At 64.2% G+C, this 16,234-nt stretch carries 12 protein-coding genes; 5 read left to right on the top strand and 7 right to left on the bottom strand.

What is annotated here, in order from left to right; all coding sequences use genetic code 11:
- Window positions 1-25: 25 nt before the first annotated feature.
- From ACWGTO_RS06865 to ACWGTO_RS06840, 6 genes are all read right to left on the bottom strand, one after another.
- Window positions 26-1,204, bottom strand: a complete 1,179-nt coding sequence (locus ACWGTO_RS06865) for an MFS transporter (protein WP_454574116.1) — start codon at window positions 1,202-1,204, stop codon at window positions 26-28.
- Between the two features lie 21 nt (window positions 1,205-1,225).
- Window positions 1,226-1,966, bottom strand: a complete 741-nt coding sequence (locus ACWGTO_RS06860) for an NUDIX hydrolase (protein WP_454574115.1) — start codon at window positions 1,964-1,966, stop codon at window positions 1,226-1,228.
- Between the two features lie 86 nt (window positions 1,967-2,052).
- Window positions 2,053-2,505, bottom strand: coding sequence for a DUF983 domain-containing protein (locus ACWGTO_RS06855; protein WP_454574114.1), 453 nt, complete (start codon window positions 2,503-2,505; stop codon window positions 2,053-2,055).
- Window positions 2,505-4,811, bottom strand: a complete 2,307-nt coding sequence (rnr, locus tag ACWGTO_RS06850; protein WP_454574113.1) for a ribonuclease R — start codon at window positions 4,809-4,811, stop codon at window positions 2,505-2,507. Before rnr ends, ACWGTO_RS06855 begins: the two co-directional genes overlap by 1 nt.
- Window positions 4,812-4,815: 4 nt before the next feature.
- Window positions 4,816-7,452, bottom strand: a complete 2,637-nt coding sequence (topA, locus tag ACWGTO_RS06845) for a type I DNA topoisomerase (RefSeq protein WP_454574112.1) — start codon at window positions 7,450-7,452, stop codon at window positions 4,816-4,818.
- Window positions 7,453-7,784: 332 nt separating this feature from the next.
- Window positions 7,785-8,162: a COG4315 family predicted lipoprotein gene (locus ACWGTO_RS06840; RefSeq protein ID WP_454574111.1), complete on the bottom strand. Its 378-nt coding sequence runs from the start codon at window positions 8,160-8,162 to the stop codon at window positions 7,785-7,787.
- A 219-nt stretch (window positions 8,163-8,381) separates the two neighbouring features.
- On the opposite strand from ACWGTO_RS06840, the gene ACWGTO_RS06835 reads away from it, so the two are divergent.
- From ACWGTO_RS06835 to ACWGTO_RS06815, 5 genes are all read left to right on the top strand, one after another.
- Entirely contained in the window at window positions 8,382-9,131 is a 750-nt protein-coding gene (locus ACWGTO_RS06835) for a cytochrome c biogenesis CcdA family protein (protein ID WP_454574110.1), read from the top strand.
- An 81-nt stretch (window positions 9,132-9,212) separates the two neighbouring features.
- Complete coding sequence (locus ACWGTO_RS06830) at window positions 9,213-9,650, top strand: nuclear transport factor 2 family protein (RefSeq protein ID WP_454574109.1); 438 nt, start codon at window positions 9,213-9,215, stop codon at window positions 9,648-9,650.
- Between the two features lie 135 nt (window positions 9,651-9,785).
- Entirely contained in the window at window positions 9,786-11,159 is a 1,374-nt protein-coding gene (gene glmU / locus ACWGTO_RS06825; RefSeq protein WP_454574108.1) for a bifunctional UDP-N-acetylglucosamine diphosphorylase/glucosamine-1-phosphate N-acetyltransferase GlmU, read from the top strand.
- Between the two features lie 177 nt (window positions 11,160-11,336).
- A complete protein-coding gene (glmS, locus tag ACWGTO_RS06820; RefSeq protein WP_454574107.1) occupies window positions 11,337-13,160 on the top strand; it encodes a glutamine--fructose-6-phosphate transaminase (isomerizing) in 1,824 nt (607 codons plus the stop codon).
- A 93-nt stretch (window positions 13,161-13,253) separates the two neighbouring features.
- Window positions 13,254-14,012, top strand: coding sequence for a DUF502 domain-containing protein (locus tag ACWGTO_RS06815; protein WP_454574106.1), 759 nt, complete (start codon window positions 13,254-13,256; stop codon window positions 14,010-14,012).
- On the opposite strand, the gene recG is transcribed toward ACWGTO_RS06815, so the two are convergent.
- Window positions 13,964-16,072 (bottom strand): ATP-dependent DNA helicase RecG, encoded by a 2,109-nt coding sequence (gene recG / locus ACWGTO_RS06810; RefSeq protein ID WP_454574105.1) that lies wholly within the window; start codon window positions 16,070-16,072, stop codon window positions 13,964-13,966. The genes ACWGTO_RS06815 and recG overlap by 49 nt on opposite strands.
- Window positions 16,073-16,234: the final 162 nt, after the last annotated feature.

Here is a 16,234-nt window from a genome sequence, read left to right as displayed (position 1 = left end):
GTGGAAAAGGGCTTGCCGCCGCCGGCTACAACAGGAGTTTGCGGATCAGCCTGACGCTGACCAGGGCGATGTAGGTACCGAAGAACAGGCCGAGCGACCAGCCGAAGCCGGATGGCCCGAAGGCATCCATGCCAATGCCGATCGCCTGCGGGCCGAGCACCATGCCGACACCGTAGCAGAGCACGAAGGCGGCGTTGGCCGAGGCCAGTTCGTGGCCGGAAAGCTGGGAGCCGAGATGGGCAAGGCCGATCGTGTACATGGCGGCGACCACACCGCCCCAGACGAACAGGAGCGCTGCCATCAGATGCCAATTCCCGGCGAAGAACGGCATGAAGATGGTGCCGGCAAGCCCGACAGTGGCGCAGGCCAAAAGCAGGTAGCGGCGGTCGCTGACGCGATCGCTGATCATGCCGATCGGAATCTGCAGCAGTACGTTGCCGAGGCCGATCATGGTCAAGAGAAGGGCCGCGTCGGCCTCGGAGTAGCCTATGCGGTTGCCATAGACAGGAAACAGCGCAAAACCGCCGGTCTCGACGGCGCCGAACACCAGCACGGCGGCGGTCGCCGTCGGCACCAGCCAGATGTAGCGAAGGAAGTTGCTGGTCTCACCGTCGACCACGATGGTGGGGCTTTCGTTCCGCGCGGCCAGCACCGGTACCGCGGCCAGGGCCACCAGGACAATAATGACGCCGAACGGCCTGAAGCCGGCGCTGCCGATATGGGCGAAGATCCACGGCCCGGCGGCAAAACCGAGCGACAGCACGGTGGCGTAGATGCCGAGCACCAGGCCGCGCCGGCGCGGCGGCGCCGAGGTGCTGATCCAGAATTCCGACAGGATGAACAGCACCGTGAGCGCGATGTGCAGCACGATGCGCAGCGGGAACCACATCCAGAAATCGGGCGCAAAATGGAAGCCGACAAAGGCAAGCGCACCGGCGACGATCATGCCGATCATCGTCCAGGCGACGCCGAAGCGCATGGCCAGTGGCGTGGCCAGCGGGGCGCCGGCGATCGAGGCAAGGCCGGCGACCGCGGTGTTGAGGCCGATCATCGAGGCCGAATGGCCGCGCGTCTCGAGGATGACGCTGAGCAGCGGCATGCCGAGGCCGATGGCGATGCCGACGACGCTGATGGACGAGATCGCGGCGATCATCGGTAGCCAATGGACGCGTTCGTCGCCCTCTTGCTGGGTATCGACCGTCATGGGATGCCTGAATACTCGATGCTAGAGAACTTCACGAACGAAGCGGTTGCGGACAAGCCGGTAGAACGGCACGGACCCACCGGGTCGCAGGCGTGGATCGTCGGCAAGCCGCTTCTCCAGGTCCTGCAGGATCGTTCGGGTGATGTCGGGGATGTCGGCCTCTCTGGCCTTGGCAAGCGGCAGCCAGACCAGTTCTTCCAGCTCATTGGTCGGGCCGCCACCCGGCAGCTCGACGGCGACGTCGCTGCGCCATGCACTGAAGAAGCGGGTGTCGAAACGACGCACCCGATTGGGTGGCGTAATGGCGCGGGCGATGAAGCGAAGCGGCGCCAGCGACGGCTGGACGCCGTGTTCGGCAAAACCCTGCCAGTCGCGTTTGTCGGTCGCGAAGGCGCCTTTCTTGCCGATCAGCAGGCCGGCTTCCTCATAGGTCTCGCGGATGGCCGAGAGCGCAATGGCGCGGGCCCGCGACGGGCTGATGCGGCCGACGCTGGCGGTCAGCTTCGCTTCTTCCGCTGGCAGCAGCGGGGTGGCTACGGCAATGCGGCTGTCGGCCGGATCGGTGCGGCCGCCGGGAAAGACGAATTTGCCGGGCATGAAGGCATGGCCGGCATGACGCCGGCCCATCAGCACCAGGACGTCGTCGCCCTTGCGTTCGAGCAGGATCAGGGTGGCGGCGTCGCGCGGACGCATGGGCTGGCCGCCATGGGCGGCCGCGCCACGGTCCATCCTGTCGACTTCCGCCTTGGTCATACCTTCCATGCGCAGGACCTAGCGGAAACTTCTGGCAAGCGAAAGTGGCCTTTCACGGTCGGCATGTTGCGTCAGGCAGCATTGCCCGATGAGCGTCAGGTTCCTGGACGTGGCTCGGTTCCGTCCTTTTCGCCGCCGAATCCGTGCATATAGAGCGCCCATTGCAGTCCTATGACGGCGCCCTTGACCGGTTGAAGCAGAGCGACGGACAGCACGATGGTCAGCGGCACCCAGATGGCGATGTGCTGCCACATGGAGAGCGTCGAGGTCGCCTCGACACCCATGAAGGCGCCAAGAACAATGTGGCCGACGATAACGATGACGAGATAGGCGGGCAGGTCGTCGGCGCGGTGGTGGTCAAGCTCTTCGCCACAGACGCTGCATTTGTCGACGCTCTTGGTGAAGCCGGCAAACAATTTGCCTTCGCCGCAATGCGGGCAGCGGCCAAGCGCGCCGCGCTTCATCGCCGTCCACAGCGGACGGGCGGCGCGGCCCGAATGATGTTCGCCGCCGAAAACCTGTTCCTGGATTCCCAATTCGCTTGCCATCATCGTCTCCTGCCGCGCGAACCCGGGCGCGATTGCGACGCGCGGGCGCGGCCTTTTGCCTTGTGAAACGACCGCTTGGAGCCGGGCAGGGGCTTCGGGTCGGTCAGCATTTCGAAACGCATCGCGCCGGCCATCGGCGCCACCTCGATCAGGCGAACCTCGACGCGGTCGGCAAGCTGGTAACCTTTGCCGGTGCGTTCTCCGAACAGCGATCGCGCGGTTTCGTCGTATATATAGTAATCGCCGTTCAGACTTGACACCGGGATGAAACCATCTGCGCCAAACTGCGGCAATTGGACAAATAGTCCTGATTTGGTGACGCCGGAGATGCGGGCGTCGAAACGGTCGTCGATGCGCTCGGCGAGATAGGCCGCGATCAGCCGGTCGACCGTGTCGCGCTCAGCCGCCATCGCGCGGCGCTCGGTGCCGGAGATCAGCACCGCCACGTCTTCCAGCCGCGCCGCCTCATCCTGCGTCAGCCCGCCCGGGCCAAGCCCCAGTGCGGCAATCAGGCCGCGATGCACGATCAGATCGGCATAGCGGCGGATCGGTGAGGTGAAATGCGCATAACGCCTGAGATTGAGACCGAAATGGCCGATGTTCTTGGGCGCGTATTCGGCCTGGCTCTGCGAACGCAGCACCACTTCGTTGACCAGCCCTTCATTGTCGGCGCCGCGCACGCGATCGAGAATGCCGTTGAACTGGGCGGGCCGCATCTGCGCGCCGCGCGCCAGCGACAGGCCGAGCGTTTGCAGGAACTCGCGCAGCGATTCCTGCTTGGCCAGGGACGGCGCGTCGTGGACGCGGTAGACCAGCGCCTGCTTCTTCGCCTCCAGCGTCTCGGCGGCGGCGACATTGGCCTGGATCATGAATTCTTCGATCAGCTTGTGAGCGTCGAGCCGTTCCGGAACGATGACGCGGTCGACGGTGCCGTCCGGCTTGAGCATGATCTTGCGCTCGGGCAAATCGAGCTCGAGCGGCTGACGGCCGTCGCGGCCACGCTTAAGGATCGCGTAGGCGTCCCACAGCGGCTTCAGCACCGTGTCGAGGATCGGCCCGGTCTTGTCGTCGATCACGCCGTCGATCGCGGCCTGTGCCTGCGGGTAGGCGAGCTTGGCCGCCGACTTCATCATGACGCGGTGGAAGGTATGGCGCAGCTTGCGGCCATCGGCCGAAAAGGTCATGCGCACGGCGAGCGCCGGCCGGTCCTGGCCTTCGCGCAGCGAACAGAGGTCGTTGGAGATGCGCTCGGGCAACATCGGCACGACGCGGTCGGGAAAATAGACCGAATTGCCGCGCTTCTGCGCCTCGCGGTCGAGTGCGGTGTTATAGCGGACATAGGCCGCGACATCGGCAATCGCCACCGTGGCGATCACGCCACCGGGATTCTTCTCGTCGAGGTCGGGCGTGGCAAACACCGCATCGTCATGGTCCTTGGCATCGGCGGGGTCGATGGTGACCAGCGGCAGGTCGCGCCAGTCCTCGCGGTGATCCATCGTCGCCGGTTTCACCGCTTCGGATTCGGCGATGACGTCGGCCGGGAAAATGTGCGGAATGTCGTGCGCGTGGATGGCGATCATCGAGATCGCCTTTTCGCCGGTCAGCGAGCCCAATACCGCCAGCACTTTCGCGCGCGGCAGGCCGTAACGGGAGGCTCGCGCCGGCTCGACCTCGACCAGGTCGCCGTTTTTGGCGCCGTTCTGGAATTCCTTGTCGACGATCAGCTCGGGCTGGCGCCGTTCGACCGGCTCGATGCGGAAAGTGCCGTCCTTGAGGATGCGGAAGATGCCGAGCACGGCATCGGTCCGCTTCTCGAAAATCTTCATCACGCGGCCCGTATAGGCGGGCCCGGTCGGCTCATCGGTCGGGAAGGTCTTGGCCAGCACGCGGTCGCCAATGCCCGGTTGCGGGCCATTGCCGCCGCGTGAGACGCGGATCGAGACGACGGGCGGTTCGCCGGTGCCGACGGCCTCTGCCGGATGCGCCAGCAGGATGCCGTCGCCGTCGCGGCCGAAAATGTCGAGCACCGCGACATGGGGCAAGGCCCCGACGCGGGCCAGCCGCTTGCGCTCCTTGGTCAGGACGCCTTCGTCCTGCAGGTCGCGCAGAATGTCTTTCAGCCAGATGCGGTCGTCGCCGCGCAGCGCGAACGCCTTGGCGATGTCGCGTTTGCCGCCACGGTCGGGATTTTCGGCGATGTAGCGCAGGATCTCGTCACGCGAGGGCCGGTAGTCGTCCTTGACCTTGGCCCTGGTGTCGGCGGTGCGCGGATCGCCGTGGCTTCGTCCGGTGATCCTGCGCGCCACGCTTTTATCCCTTTTTCTTCGCCGCCGGCTTTTTGGCTGCCGGCTTCTTGGCTGTGGTTTTCTTGGCCGCCGGGGCCTTGGCTGCCGCGGCCTTGCGGAACGGCTTCTTGCCGCCGCCGCCCTTGGCTTCCTTTTCGGCAATCAACGCCAGCGCGTCCTCGACGGTCACCGACTGCGGGTCCTTGCCCTTGGGCAGGGTCGCATTGACCTTGCCGTAGTTGACGTAAGGCCCGTATTTGCCGTCGCGCACGACAATCTTGCCGCCGCCATCGGGATGGTCGCCCAGCTCCTTCAGTGCTGCGGCCGTGCCGCCATTGCGGCCGCCCTTGCCCTTCAACTGCTTCTCCGCGATCACCGACACGGCGCGGTTAAGGCCGATCGAGAACACATCCTCGATGCTCTCGACATTGGCGTAGGTGCCGTCATGCAGCACGAACGGACCGTAGCGGCCGAGCCCGGCGGAGATCATCTTGCCGCTCTCGGGATGCTTGCCGACATCGCGCGGAAGCGACAGCAGGGCAAGCGCCTTCTCATGGTCGATCGATTCTGGCGTCCAGCCCTTGGGCAGGCTGGAGCGCTTGGCTTCCTTGCCATCGCCGCGCTGGATGTAGGGGCCGAAGCGGCCTGAGCGCAGCGTGATTTCCTCTGAGGTGTAGGGGTCTTTGCCCAGCACCTTGGTGCCGTCCTCGCCGCCGCCATTCTCGCCATTCGGGTTGGCGGCGTCGCCGAGCTGGCGGGTGAAGGAACATTCCGGATAGTTGGAGCAGCCGACGAAGGCGCCGAATTTGCCGAGCTTCAGCGACAGGTTGCCGGTGCCGCATTTCGGGCAGATGCGCGGGTTGGAGCCGTCTTCGCGCGTGGGGAACACAAGCGGCGCCAGTTCCTCGTTCAGCGCGTCGAGCACGTCGGTGACGCGCAGTTCCTTGATGTCGGCGACAGCGCCGGAAAAATCCCTCCAGAAGTCGCGCAACACGTCTTTCCAGGCGAGCTTGCCGTCGGAAATCTCGTCGAGCTTTTCCTCAAGCGAAGCGGTGAAATCGTATTCGACATAGCGCTCGAAGAAGCTTTCGAGGAAGGCCGACAGCAGCCGGCCCTTGGCCTGCGGCACCAGCCGGCGCTTGTCGATGGTGACGTAGTCGCGGTCTTCCAGCGTCTTCAGGATCGCCGTGTAGGTCGAGGGACGGCCGATGCCTAGTTCTTCCAGCTTCTTGATCAGCGACGCCTCGGAATAGCGCGGCGGCGGCTCGGTGGTGTGCTGGGTAGCGTTGATTGCGTCGCGCCTGAGCTGCTCGCCGGCGCGGATCTCGGGCAGGCGGCGGTTTTCCTCGTCCTCCGCGTCATCGTCCTTCTGGTCCGTGTAGGCGGCGATGAAGCCGTCGAAGCGGACGACCGAGCCGACAGCGCGCAGTTCTGCAGTGCGGGCGCCGTTGACCGCCTCGATCTCGACCGTGGTCCTTTCGATCTCGGCCGATTGCATCTGGCTGGCGATGGCGCGCTTCCAGATCAGCTCGTAAAGCCGCAGCTGATCGGAATCGAGATACTGCCTGACCGAAGCCGGGGTGCGCATGAAATCGGTCGGACGGATCGCCTCGTGCGCTTCCTGGGCGTTCTTGGCCTTGGTCGTGTACTGGCGTGGCTTTTCAGGCAGGTATCTTGGTCCGAATTCCTTGGCGATGGCGTCGCGTGCGGCATCGATCGCCTCGGGCGCCATCTGCACGCCGTCGGTTCGCATATAGGTGATCAGGCCGGTGGTCTCGCCACCGATCTCCATGCCTTCATAGAGGCGCTGCGCCACCTGCATGGTGCGCGTCGCCGAAAAGCCGAGGCCCGACGACGCGGCCTGCTGCAGCGTAGAGGTAGTGAAGGGTGGGCCGGGATTGCGCCGGGTCGGCTTGGCCTCCACCGACAGCGCCTTGAAGGTCGCACCCTCGAGCATGCCCTTGATATCGTCGGCCTGCGCCTTGTTGGCGATGTCGAGCTTCTGCAGCTTCTTGCGCTCGAAAGCGGTCAGCCGTGCCTCGAAAGTCTCGTTGCGCGGCGTGCCAAGGAGAGCGGCAATCTGCCAGTATTCCTCGCGGATGAAGCGTTCGATTTCGGATTCGCGGTCGCAGACCAGGCGCAGCGCCACCGACTGGACGCGGCCGGCCGAACGGGCGCCCGGCAGCTTGCGCCACAGCACCGGCGACAGGGTGAAGCCGACGAGATAGTCGAGCGCCCGGCGGGCGAGATAGGCATCGACCAGCGGCGCATCGATCTGGCGCGGATTGGCCATCGCTTCCAGCACCGACGATTTGGTGATGGCGTTGAAGACGACGCGGCTGACCGGCTTGTCCTTCAATGCGCGCTTCTGCTTCAGCACCTCCAGCACATGCCAGGAAATGGCTTCGCCCTCGCGGTCCGGGTCGGTGGCGAGGATCAGGCCGTCGGCATCCTTGACCGCCTTGGCGATGTCGGCGAGGCGCTTGCCCGACGCGGTGTCGACCGCCCAGGACATGGCGAAATCCTCGTCTGGACGCACTGAGCCATCCTTGGCCGGCAAATCGCGGACGTGGCCGAACGAGGCCAGAACCTTATAGTTCTTGCCGAGGTATTTGTTGATTGTCTTTGCCTTGGCCGGCGATTCGACGACGACGACGTCCATGAGTTCTCATATCAGCTGTGGTGCGGCAGGAGGATTCCGCTGCGCGCGACGAAATCTCGTTCTATTTGTCGCTCACATGGCCGCGCTTTTGCATCCGGTCAAGGGGAGGCGGCCAAATTGCCGGCGTGTCCGCAGCAATACACTCTAAGAGTGTATGGAGAAAATCACAGAATTCGGGGACGTCCGGTTTGGGCGTCAAGTCTTGAACAAACGACTCAGAAGCTGCGGCCGGTCCGTCCTTCGAGCTGCCGAAAAACGAAACTGGCCACCGGGTCGCCTGGAGCCGGCAGCCAGCTGGGTTCCGCCGGTCGGCGGGGTAGAGGTTCGAAAGATCAGTCGGCCTTGACGATGTGCCAGACTTCGCCGACGCCGTCGCCGGTGACGTCACCAGCCTTCTTGTCCTTGATGAAGGTGTAGACCGGCTTGCCGTCATAAGCCCACATCTTGGTGCCGTCGGTGCGGTCGACGATGGTCCATTCGTCGTCCGCCTTGGCGCCGGCCTCGGCCTTCAGCGGCGGCCAGTTGGTGGCGCATTTGTCGTAGCAGTTGGTCTTGCCCTTCTCATCCTTGTCATAGGTATAGAGCGTCATGCCGTTGGCATCGGTGTAGATCTTGGTGCCGTTGACTTCGGCTTCCTTCCACGCTTCGGCGGCGAAGGATGCAGCGGTGCTGAGCAAAAGGGCCGCGAGCCCGACAGTGATCGTTTTCATGGAAATCTCCCTGGGTATCCGAAGAAGCGCGCAGAAATCGCGGGCCTCGCTCTATCAACGCCTGGCAAGGGGCGTTTCTTCCCCGGCTTGGTCATCTGACGATCGGCCGGTAACAATTCCTCCGGCCGGGCCGTACCTATAGCCAAAAGCCACACGATGGTGATTGGCGAACATGGTTTTGCGTCGCTATATCGGCGCCAGCGACTCTGGAGTTTCGGAATGGCATTGGACATCGGCTATGTCAGCGCGGTCGGGGCGGGTGCGATCTCGTTCCTGTCGCCTTGCGTGCTGCCGCTGGTGCCGCCCTATCTCTGCTACATGGCCGGCGTGTCAGTCGACGACTTTCGCGGCGGCGACGCCGGCGTCACGGCCAAGGCCGGTGCGCGCGGCGCGCTCATCTATTCCTCGATCGCCTTCGTGCTCGGTTTCTCCACCGTGTTCGTCGCACTTGGCGCCGGCGCATCGACCATTGGTCACTGGCTACGCGTCTGGCAGGAGCCGCTGGCGATGGCCGCGGGCGTGCTGATCATCCTGATGGGGCTGAATTTCCTCGGCATCTTGCGCATCCCGCTTTTGTCGCGCGAGGCGCGCTTCCAGTCGCAGGGCAAGCCGGCCAGCATGGTCGCCGCCTATGTCATGGGGCTCGCCTTCGCCTTCGGCTGGACGCCGTGCATCGGCCCGGTGCTGGGGCCGATCCTGACGCTGGCCGGCGGTCGCGAGACGGTCGGCGAAGGCGCGCTGCTGCTCGCCGCCTATTCGCTCGGCCTCGGCATCCCGTTCCTGATCGCCGCGCTGTTTTCCGGCGCCTTCATGCGCTTCCTCGGCAAATTCCGCGTCCATCTCGGCCGCGTAGAAAAGGCGATCGGCGCGCTGCTGGTCGTCGCCGGTGTGTTCTTCCTCACCGGTGGCGTGCAGACGGTGTCCTACTGGCTGCTGGAGAATTTCCCGGTGCTGGGGCGGCTGGGGTAGGTCGTCTCGGCACGGGAACGATGCACGAAAACCCGCGTTGGATGTCAGATTATCCACTGACACTTGATCCGGGAGGCGACAATGGTGGCCAAGGCGGACGTGCAAAAGTTCTTCAAGGCCTATGAGAAAATCTATAACGACGCGATTGCCGACAAGGTCGATCTGAATGACGTCGCGGACAAGTATTCGGCCGGTTTTGTCTCGGTGACGCCGGCAGCGGTCATGGTTGGCGAGAATGGCCAGCAGCTGAAGACCATCATGAAAAAAGGTTTTGAGGCCTATCGCGCCATCGGCAGCAAGAAGATGACCTGCACGGATGTCTCGGTGACATCCATCGATCAGGATCATTGCGTGGCTAAGGTAAGCTGGTCCGGCGACTATGAGCGCAAGGACGGCAAGCCCGTGACCATCGACTTCGCGATCAGCTATCTCGTCGAAAAGCGCGATGGCGCGTTGAAGGTGTTTGGCTGGATATCGGGCGACGAGCAGGCGGAATTCAGGAAGCATGGCCTGATGTAAGGTGCCCCGATTGCCGATCTTTGCCTTGCCCGCGCCTGGCTCGTCACCTCACCGGAATTTAACCGCATTGGTGCAGCATCGCGCCAGATGCTAACACTCTCCGAATCCTGATCCCTTTCATACGGTTGTCCTTCCATGAGCCAGAGATCCTGCCTGTCAATCATCCTCGCCGCCGGCGAAGGCACGCGCATGAAGAGCGCGCTGCCGAAGGTGCTGCACCAGATCGCCGGGCTGCCGATGGTTGCGCATGTGGTGAAGGCGGCAGAGGCTGCCGGCGCTGGCAGCCAGGCGCTGGTCATCGGTCATGGGGCCGACGAGATGCGCAAGGCGGCGGCGAAATTCGCGCCCAGGGCCGGGACGTTCGTGCAGGAGAAGCGGCTTGGAACGGCGCATGCCGTTCTGGCCGCGCGCGAAGCGATATCAAAGGGTTATGACGATATTCTCGTGATGTTCGGCGACACGCCGCTGATCGACGCCGAGGCGCTCACGAATGCCCGGCAAAGGCTGGCCGAAGGTGCGGCCGTGGTGGTGATCGGTTTTCGTCCGCCCAACCCGACCGGCTATGGCAGGCTGATCGAAAAAGGCGGCAAGCTTACCGCCATCCGCGAGGAAAAGGACTGCAGCGGCGAGGAGAAGAAGATCGGCTTCTGCAATGCCGGCATGATGGCGGTGGCGGGCAAGCATGCGCTCGATCTGCTCGACCAGGTCGGCAACAAGAATGCCAAGGGCGAGTTCTACCTCACCGACATTGTCGAGATCGCTAGCGCACAAGGCCTGGATGTCGTCGCCACCGAGGCCAGCTTCGAGAGTGCGCTCGGCATCAACAACCGGGCCGAACTGGCGCAGGCGGAAGGCATCTGGCAGCAGCGCCGCCGGCATGAGGCGATGCTGTCGGGCGTCACGCTGATTGCGCCGGAGACTGTTTATTTCTCGCACGACACTGAGATCGGCGCCGATACGGTGGTCGAGCCGAATGTCTGGTTCGGTCCCGGCGTCAAGATTTCTACCGGCTCCACCATCCATGCCTTCAGCCACCTCACCGGTGCCATTATTGCCTCGAATTGCGAGGTGGGCCCTTTCGCACGGTTGCGGCCGGGCGCGGATCTCCGGAACAAGGCCAAGGTCGGCAATTTCTGCGAGGTCAAGCAGGCTATTGTCGAGGAAGGCGCGAAGGTCAATCACCTGACCTATATCGGCGATGCCCGCGTAGGTGCAGGGGCCAATATCGGCGCCGGCACCATCACCTGCAACTATGACGGCTATTCGAAATTCTTCACCGATATCGGCGAGGGCGCCTTTATCGGCTCGAACTCGTCGCTGGTGGCGCCGGTGTCGATCGGCAAGGACGGCTACATCGCCTCGGGCAGCGTGATCACCGAAAGCGTGCCCGACGATGCACTGGCCTTCGGCCGCGCGCGCCAGAAGACAATTCCGGGTAAGGGCAAGGAGTTGCGCGAGCGGTTTGCCTCGGCCGCGGCAGTGAAAAAGAAAGCCACCACCGATCACTAACGATCAATCGGCAGCCTTGCCGAAGCTCGCCGGACGCCTCGAAAAAATCGAGCAATTGCAGGTGCATCGGGTTGACAAGCGTTCCGTTACACCAGACGAAACGCAAAGTGACTTTCGCGGCAGGCCGGCAATCCCTAGATAGCGCTGGTTTTCCATCGGGAATCGGGGGCAGGGGCCATGTGCGGTATCGTCGGAATTGTCGGCCAGCAACAGGTCGCGCCGCTTATTGTCGATGCGCTGAAGCGGCTGGAATATCGCGGCTATGACTCTGCCGGCGTCGCCACCGTCGAGAAAGGCGCGCTCGGGCGCCGCCGCGCCGAAGGCAAGCTGATCAACCTCGAACGCCGGCTGAAGGACGAGCCGCTCGACGGCACGATCGGCATCGGCCACACACGCTGGGCGACGCATGGCGTGCCGAACGAGACCAACGCGCATCCGCATTTCTCCGACGGCGTCGCCATCGTCCATAACGGCATCATCGAGAATTTCGCCGAACTGCGCGACGAGCTGATCCGCGACGGCTATGCCTTCTCGTCGCAGACCGACACCGAAGTCGTCGCGCATCTGGTGGCGCGGGAACTGGCCAAGGGGCTGAAGCCGGTCGAGGCCGCACACCAGGCGCTGAGGCGGCTGGAAGGCGCCTTTGCGCTGGCCATCATGTTCACGGGCGATGAAGACCTCATCGTCGGCGCTCGCAACGGCCCGCCTCTGGCCGTCGGCCATGGCGACGGCGAGATGTTTTTGGGCTCCGACGCCATTGCGCTCGCGCCCTTCACCAATTCCATCACCTATCTGGAGGACGGCGACTGGGCGGTGGTGCGCCGCGGCGGCGTCACCATCTTCGACATCGACGGCAAGAAGGTCGACCGCAAGCGCCAGCAATCGCTGTCGACCAGCTTCATGGTCGACAAGGGCAATCGCCGCCATTTCATGGAAAAGGAAATCCATGAACAGCCGGAAGTGATCTCGCACACGCTGGCGCACTATGTCGATTTCGTCTCCGGCGTATCGAAGCCGCTGGAGCTGCCGTTCGACTTCGCCAAGATCGGCCGCCTGGCGATCTCGGCCTGCGGCACCGCCTATCTCGCCGGGCTGATCAGCAAATACTGGTTCGAGCGCTATGCGCGGCTGCCGGTCGACATCGATGTCGCCTCCGAGTTCCGCTACCGCGAAATGCCGCTGTCGGACAACGATGCCGCCTTCTTCATCTCGCAGTCGGGCGAAACCGCCGACACGCTGGCCTCGCTGCGCTATTGCCGCAAGGCCGGCATGAAGATCGGCGCCATCGTCAATGTGCGGGAATCTACCATGGCGCGCGAATCCGATGTCGTGCTGCCGACATTGGCCGGCCCGGAGATCGGCGTCGCCTCGACCAAGGCCTTTACCTGCCAGCTCTCGGTGCTGGCATCGCTGGCGGTACGCGCCGGCGTGGCGCGCGGCACGATCTCGAAGGACGAGGAAAAGACGCTTGTGCGCGCGCTTTCGGAGGCGCCGCGCTACGCCAACCAGGTGCTGAAGCTCGAGGAGCAGATCGAGCGCATCGCGCGCGAAATCTCGCGCTACAAGGACGTGCTCTATCTCGGCCGCGACACCAATTTCCCGCTGGCCATGGAAGGCGCGCTGAAGCTCAAGGAAATCTCCTACATCCACGCCGAGGGCTACGCCGCGGGCGAGCTGAAGCATGGGCCGATCGCGCTGATCGACGAGAACATGCCGGTGATCGTCATCGCACCGCATGACCGCATCTTCGAAAAAACGGTATCCAACATGCAGGAAGTGGCGGCGCGCGGCGGCAAGATCATCCTGATCACCGATGCCAAAGGTGCTGCGCAGGTCAGCGTGAAGACTATGGAGACGATCATCCTGCCCGACGTGCCGGAAATCATCTCGCCGATCATCTACGCGCTGCCGATCCAGATGCTGGCCTACTATGCCGCCGTCTTCATGGGCACCGACGTCGACCAGCCGCGCAATCTGGCGAAATCGGTGACGGTGGAGTAGCCAGCGCACATTGGCGGTCTTTAAAAACTTCGCAGTTCCAAAGCGCCGTCTGCTTCACTAATGTTGCGCTGCAACGCGCGCGCCCGGTGACCCATGTCCGATGCTCCCAGAACTTCCGGCATGACCCGGCTGAGGAACTATTTCCTCACAGGCTTCATCGTCTGCGCGCCGCTGGCGATCACCGCCTATATCGCCTGGTCGTTCATCGGCTGGGTCGACTCTTGGGTAAAACCCTACATTCCGGCGCGCTACAGCCCCGACACCTATCTGCCGTTTCCGGTTCCGGGTTTCGGCCTGATCGTGGCGCTGGTCCTGATTACGCTGATCGGCTTCATGACCGCCAACATCGTCGGCCGGGCCATCGTCAATTTCGGCGAGCGACTGCTTGGGCGCATGCCGCTGGTGCGCGGCATCTACGGCTCGCTGAAACAGATTTTCCAGACGGTGCTTTCGAACAAGGGCGACATGTTCCGCCAGGTCGGGCTGGTCGAGTATCCGCGCAAAGGGGTCTGGTCGCTGGTCTTCGTCGCCAGCGAGAAGGAAACCGAGATCAACCAGAAGCTCGACCAGGAAGGCGACCCGATGATCGCCGTCTTCATGCCGTGCACGCCCAACCCGACCACCGGTTTCCTGATGTATGTGCTGAAATCCGACATCGTGCTGCTCGACATGACGATCGAGGACGGCGCCAGACTGATCGTTTCGGCCGGCCTGGTAGCGCCCGAGGTCAAGACCAGGCTCGTCGACCTCAACGGTGAGCCGCTCGAGAGCGCGCTTGCCAACCCGTCGGTGGCCGCCCTGGCTCAGCCGGCGCGCAAGAGCCGGACGGCCTCGTCGCGGCCGAACAAGTAAAGCAACAGGCGCAGCGCCTCGCCGCGTTCGGATTGCAATTCCGGATCGCGTGACAGGATCAGCCGCGCATCGTCGCGGGCTGCCTCCAGTAGATCGGCATGCGCCTCGATGCGTGCCACCTGGAAACCCGGCGTGCCGGACTGGCGGGTGCCCAGCAACTCGCCTTCGCCGCGCAGTTTCAGATCCTCCTCGGCGATAAGGAAACCGTCCTCGGTCTCGCGCATCACCGACAGCCTACGCTTTGCCGTCTCGCCGAGCGGGTCCTTGTAAAGCAGCACACAGGAGGAGGGCTTGTCGCCGCGCCCGACGCGCCCGCGCAGCTGGTGCAGTTGCGCCAGGCCAAAGCGCTCGGCGTGCTCGATGACCATGATCGTGGCGTCGGGCACATCGACGCCGACCTCGATGACGGTGGTGGCGATCAGGATGCGGGTTTCGCCGACCTTGAAGGCGCGCATCGCCTCATCCTTTTCGGCGCCCTTCATGCGGCCATGGACGAGGCCAATGCGGTCGCCGAATAGGGGCTTCAGCGAACCAAAACGGTCCTCGGCCGACATCAGCTTGATCTCTTCGGATTCCTCGACCAGCGGGCAGATCCAGTAGATTTTCTGGCCGTCGGCGACGGCATCGAGCATGCGGCCGACCAACTCGTCCAACCGCTCCAGCGGCAGCGTGACGGTGCGGATCGGCTGGCGGCCGACCGGCTTCTCCGTCAGCTTGGAGACGTCCATGTCGCCGAAGGCGGTCAGCACCAAAGTGCGCGGGATTGGCGTTGCCGTCATCACCAGCATGTCGGGCGCATCGCCCTTGGCGGTGATGGCAAGCCGCTGGTGGACGCCGAAGCGGTGCTGTTCGTCGACCACGGCAAAGACGAGATCGTGATAAGTCACCGTTTCCTGGAACAGCGCATGGGTTCCGACCACGATGTCGATCTCGCCGCTGGCGAGACCTGCCAACGTCTCGGTGCGCTCGCGGCCCTTCTCACGGCCGGTGAGAATCGCTACGCGCAGGCCGGCTTTTTCGGCCAAAGGCGTGATCGTTGCCAGATGCTGGCGCGCCAGGATTTCGGTCGGCGCCATAAGTGCGGCCTGGCCGCCCGCCTCGACGGCGCGCGCCATGGCAAGCAGCGCCACCACCGTCTTGCCGGAGCCGACATCGCCTTGCAGCAGGCGCAGCATGCGCTCGGGGTCGGCGAGATCGGCGTTGATTTCGGCGAGCGCGAATTCCTGGCTGCCTGTCAATGAATAGGGCAGGGCCGCCTGCAGTTTCTCGACGATGCGGCCGTCGCCGATCAGCGGCCGGCCCGACAGGCGGCGCACTTTTGTCCGCACCAGCGCCAGCGAGACCTGGCCTGCCAGAAACTCGTCATAGGCAAGTCGCCGCCATGCCGAGCCCTCGATGGCGACATCGATCGGGTCCGCGGGATAATGGACGCGGGCCAGCGCGTCGGCGAAGGCGGGAAAGGTCTGCTTGCGCATGAAGGCGCCGTCCTGCCATTCCGGCAATTCCGGCAGCCGGCCGAGCGCCTGGCCGATGGCGCGGCGCAGCACCTTGCCCGACAGGCCAGCGGTCAGCGGATAGACCGGCTCGACCAGCGGCAGGGTTTCCGCCTCGCTGACCAGCGCGATATGGTCGGGATGGACCATGGTCGGGCGGCCATTGAACCACTCCATGCGGCCGGAGACGATGACATGCTCGCCCACCGGCATCGCCTTTTCGAGATAGGCGGCATGGGCGTGGAAGAAGGTCAGCCCGATCTCGCCGGTGTCGTCGTGGGCGAAGACGCGGTAGGGCACCGACCGGTTGCCGCGTGGCGGTGGCTGGTGGCGGTCGATGCGCACGTCGAGCGTGACGATGGCGCCGGCAGGCGCGAGCGCGATGCCGGGACGATTGCGGCGGTCGATCACGGTGTGCGGCAGCACGAAAAGAAGGTCGCCGGCGCGTGCCGGCCGTTCGCCAAGATCGGCCGCCACCACCTTCTCGATCAGCGCGCCGACCTTCGGCCCAACGCCGGCAAGCGAGGTGATCGGGACGAATAGGGGATCGAGGAGGGAAGGGCGCATCAGGGCTGCGCCGTAGTTGGAGTGAGAAAAGCTGAGTTCCCTCCCACCCCCCTCTGTCCTGCCGGACATCTCCCCCGCAAGGGGGAAGATTGGCAGCTCTTGCGCCGGCCCACTCTCTCGACCTTGCAGGTTAGCGAAAGCCGAGATGACCTCCGATCTCCC

This window comes from Mesorhizobium sp. PL10 (assembly GCF_053714315.1).
This window is presented reverse-complemented; position numbering and strand designations above follow the sequence as displayed.

Bases quoted from the DNA above. Each gene is read 5' to 3' on its own strand.
- topA (WP_454574112.1), bottom strand. From the start codon at position 7,452: ATGGACGTCGTCGTCGTCGAATCGCCGGCCAAGGCAAAGACAATCAAC.
- ACWGTO_RS06840 (WP_454574111.1), bottom strand. From the start codon at position 8,162: ATGAAAACGATCACTGTCGGGCTCGCGGCCCTTTTGCTCAGCACCGCT.
- ACWGTO_RS06815 (WP_454574106.1), top strand. From the start codon at position 13,254: ATGTCCGATGCTCCCAGAACTTCCGGCATGACCCGGCTGAGGAACTAT.
- ACWGTO_RS06865 (WP_454574116.1), bottom strand. From the start codon at position 1,204: ATGACGGTCGATACCCAGCAAGAGGGCGACGAACGCGTCCATTGGCTA.
- ACWGTO_RS06855 (WP_454574114.1), bottom strand. From the start codon at position 2,505: ATGGCAAGCGAATTGGGAATCCAGGAACAGGTTTTCGGCGGCGAACAT.
- recG (WP_454574105.1), bottom strand. From the start codon at position 16,072: ATGCGCCCTTCCCTCCTCGATCCCCTATTCGTCCCGATCACCTCGCTT.
- ACWGTO_RS06835 (WP_454574110.1), top strand. From the start codon at position 8,382: ATGGCATTGGACATCGGCTATGTCAGCGCGGTCGGGGCGGGTGCGATC.
- ACWGTO_RS06860 (WP_454574115.1), bottom strand. From the start codon at position 1,966: ATGGAAGGTATGACCAAGGCGGAAGTCGACAGGATGGACCGTGGCGCG.
- glmU (WP_454574108.1), top strand. From the start codon at position 9,786: ATGAGCCAGAGATCCTGCCTGTCAATCATCCTCGCCGCCGGCGAAGGC.
- ACWGTO_RS06830 (WP_454574109.1), top strand. From the start codon at position 9,213: ATGGTGGCCAAGGCGGACGTGCAAAAGTTCTTCAAGGCCTATGAGAAA.
- glmS (WP_454574107.1), top strand. From the start codon at position 11,337: ATGTGCGGTATCGTCGGAATTGTCGGCCAGCAACAGGTCGCGCCGCTT.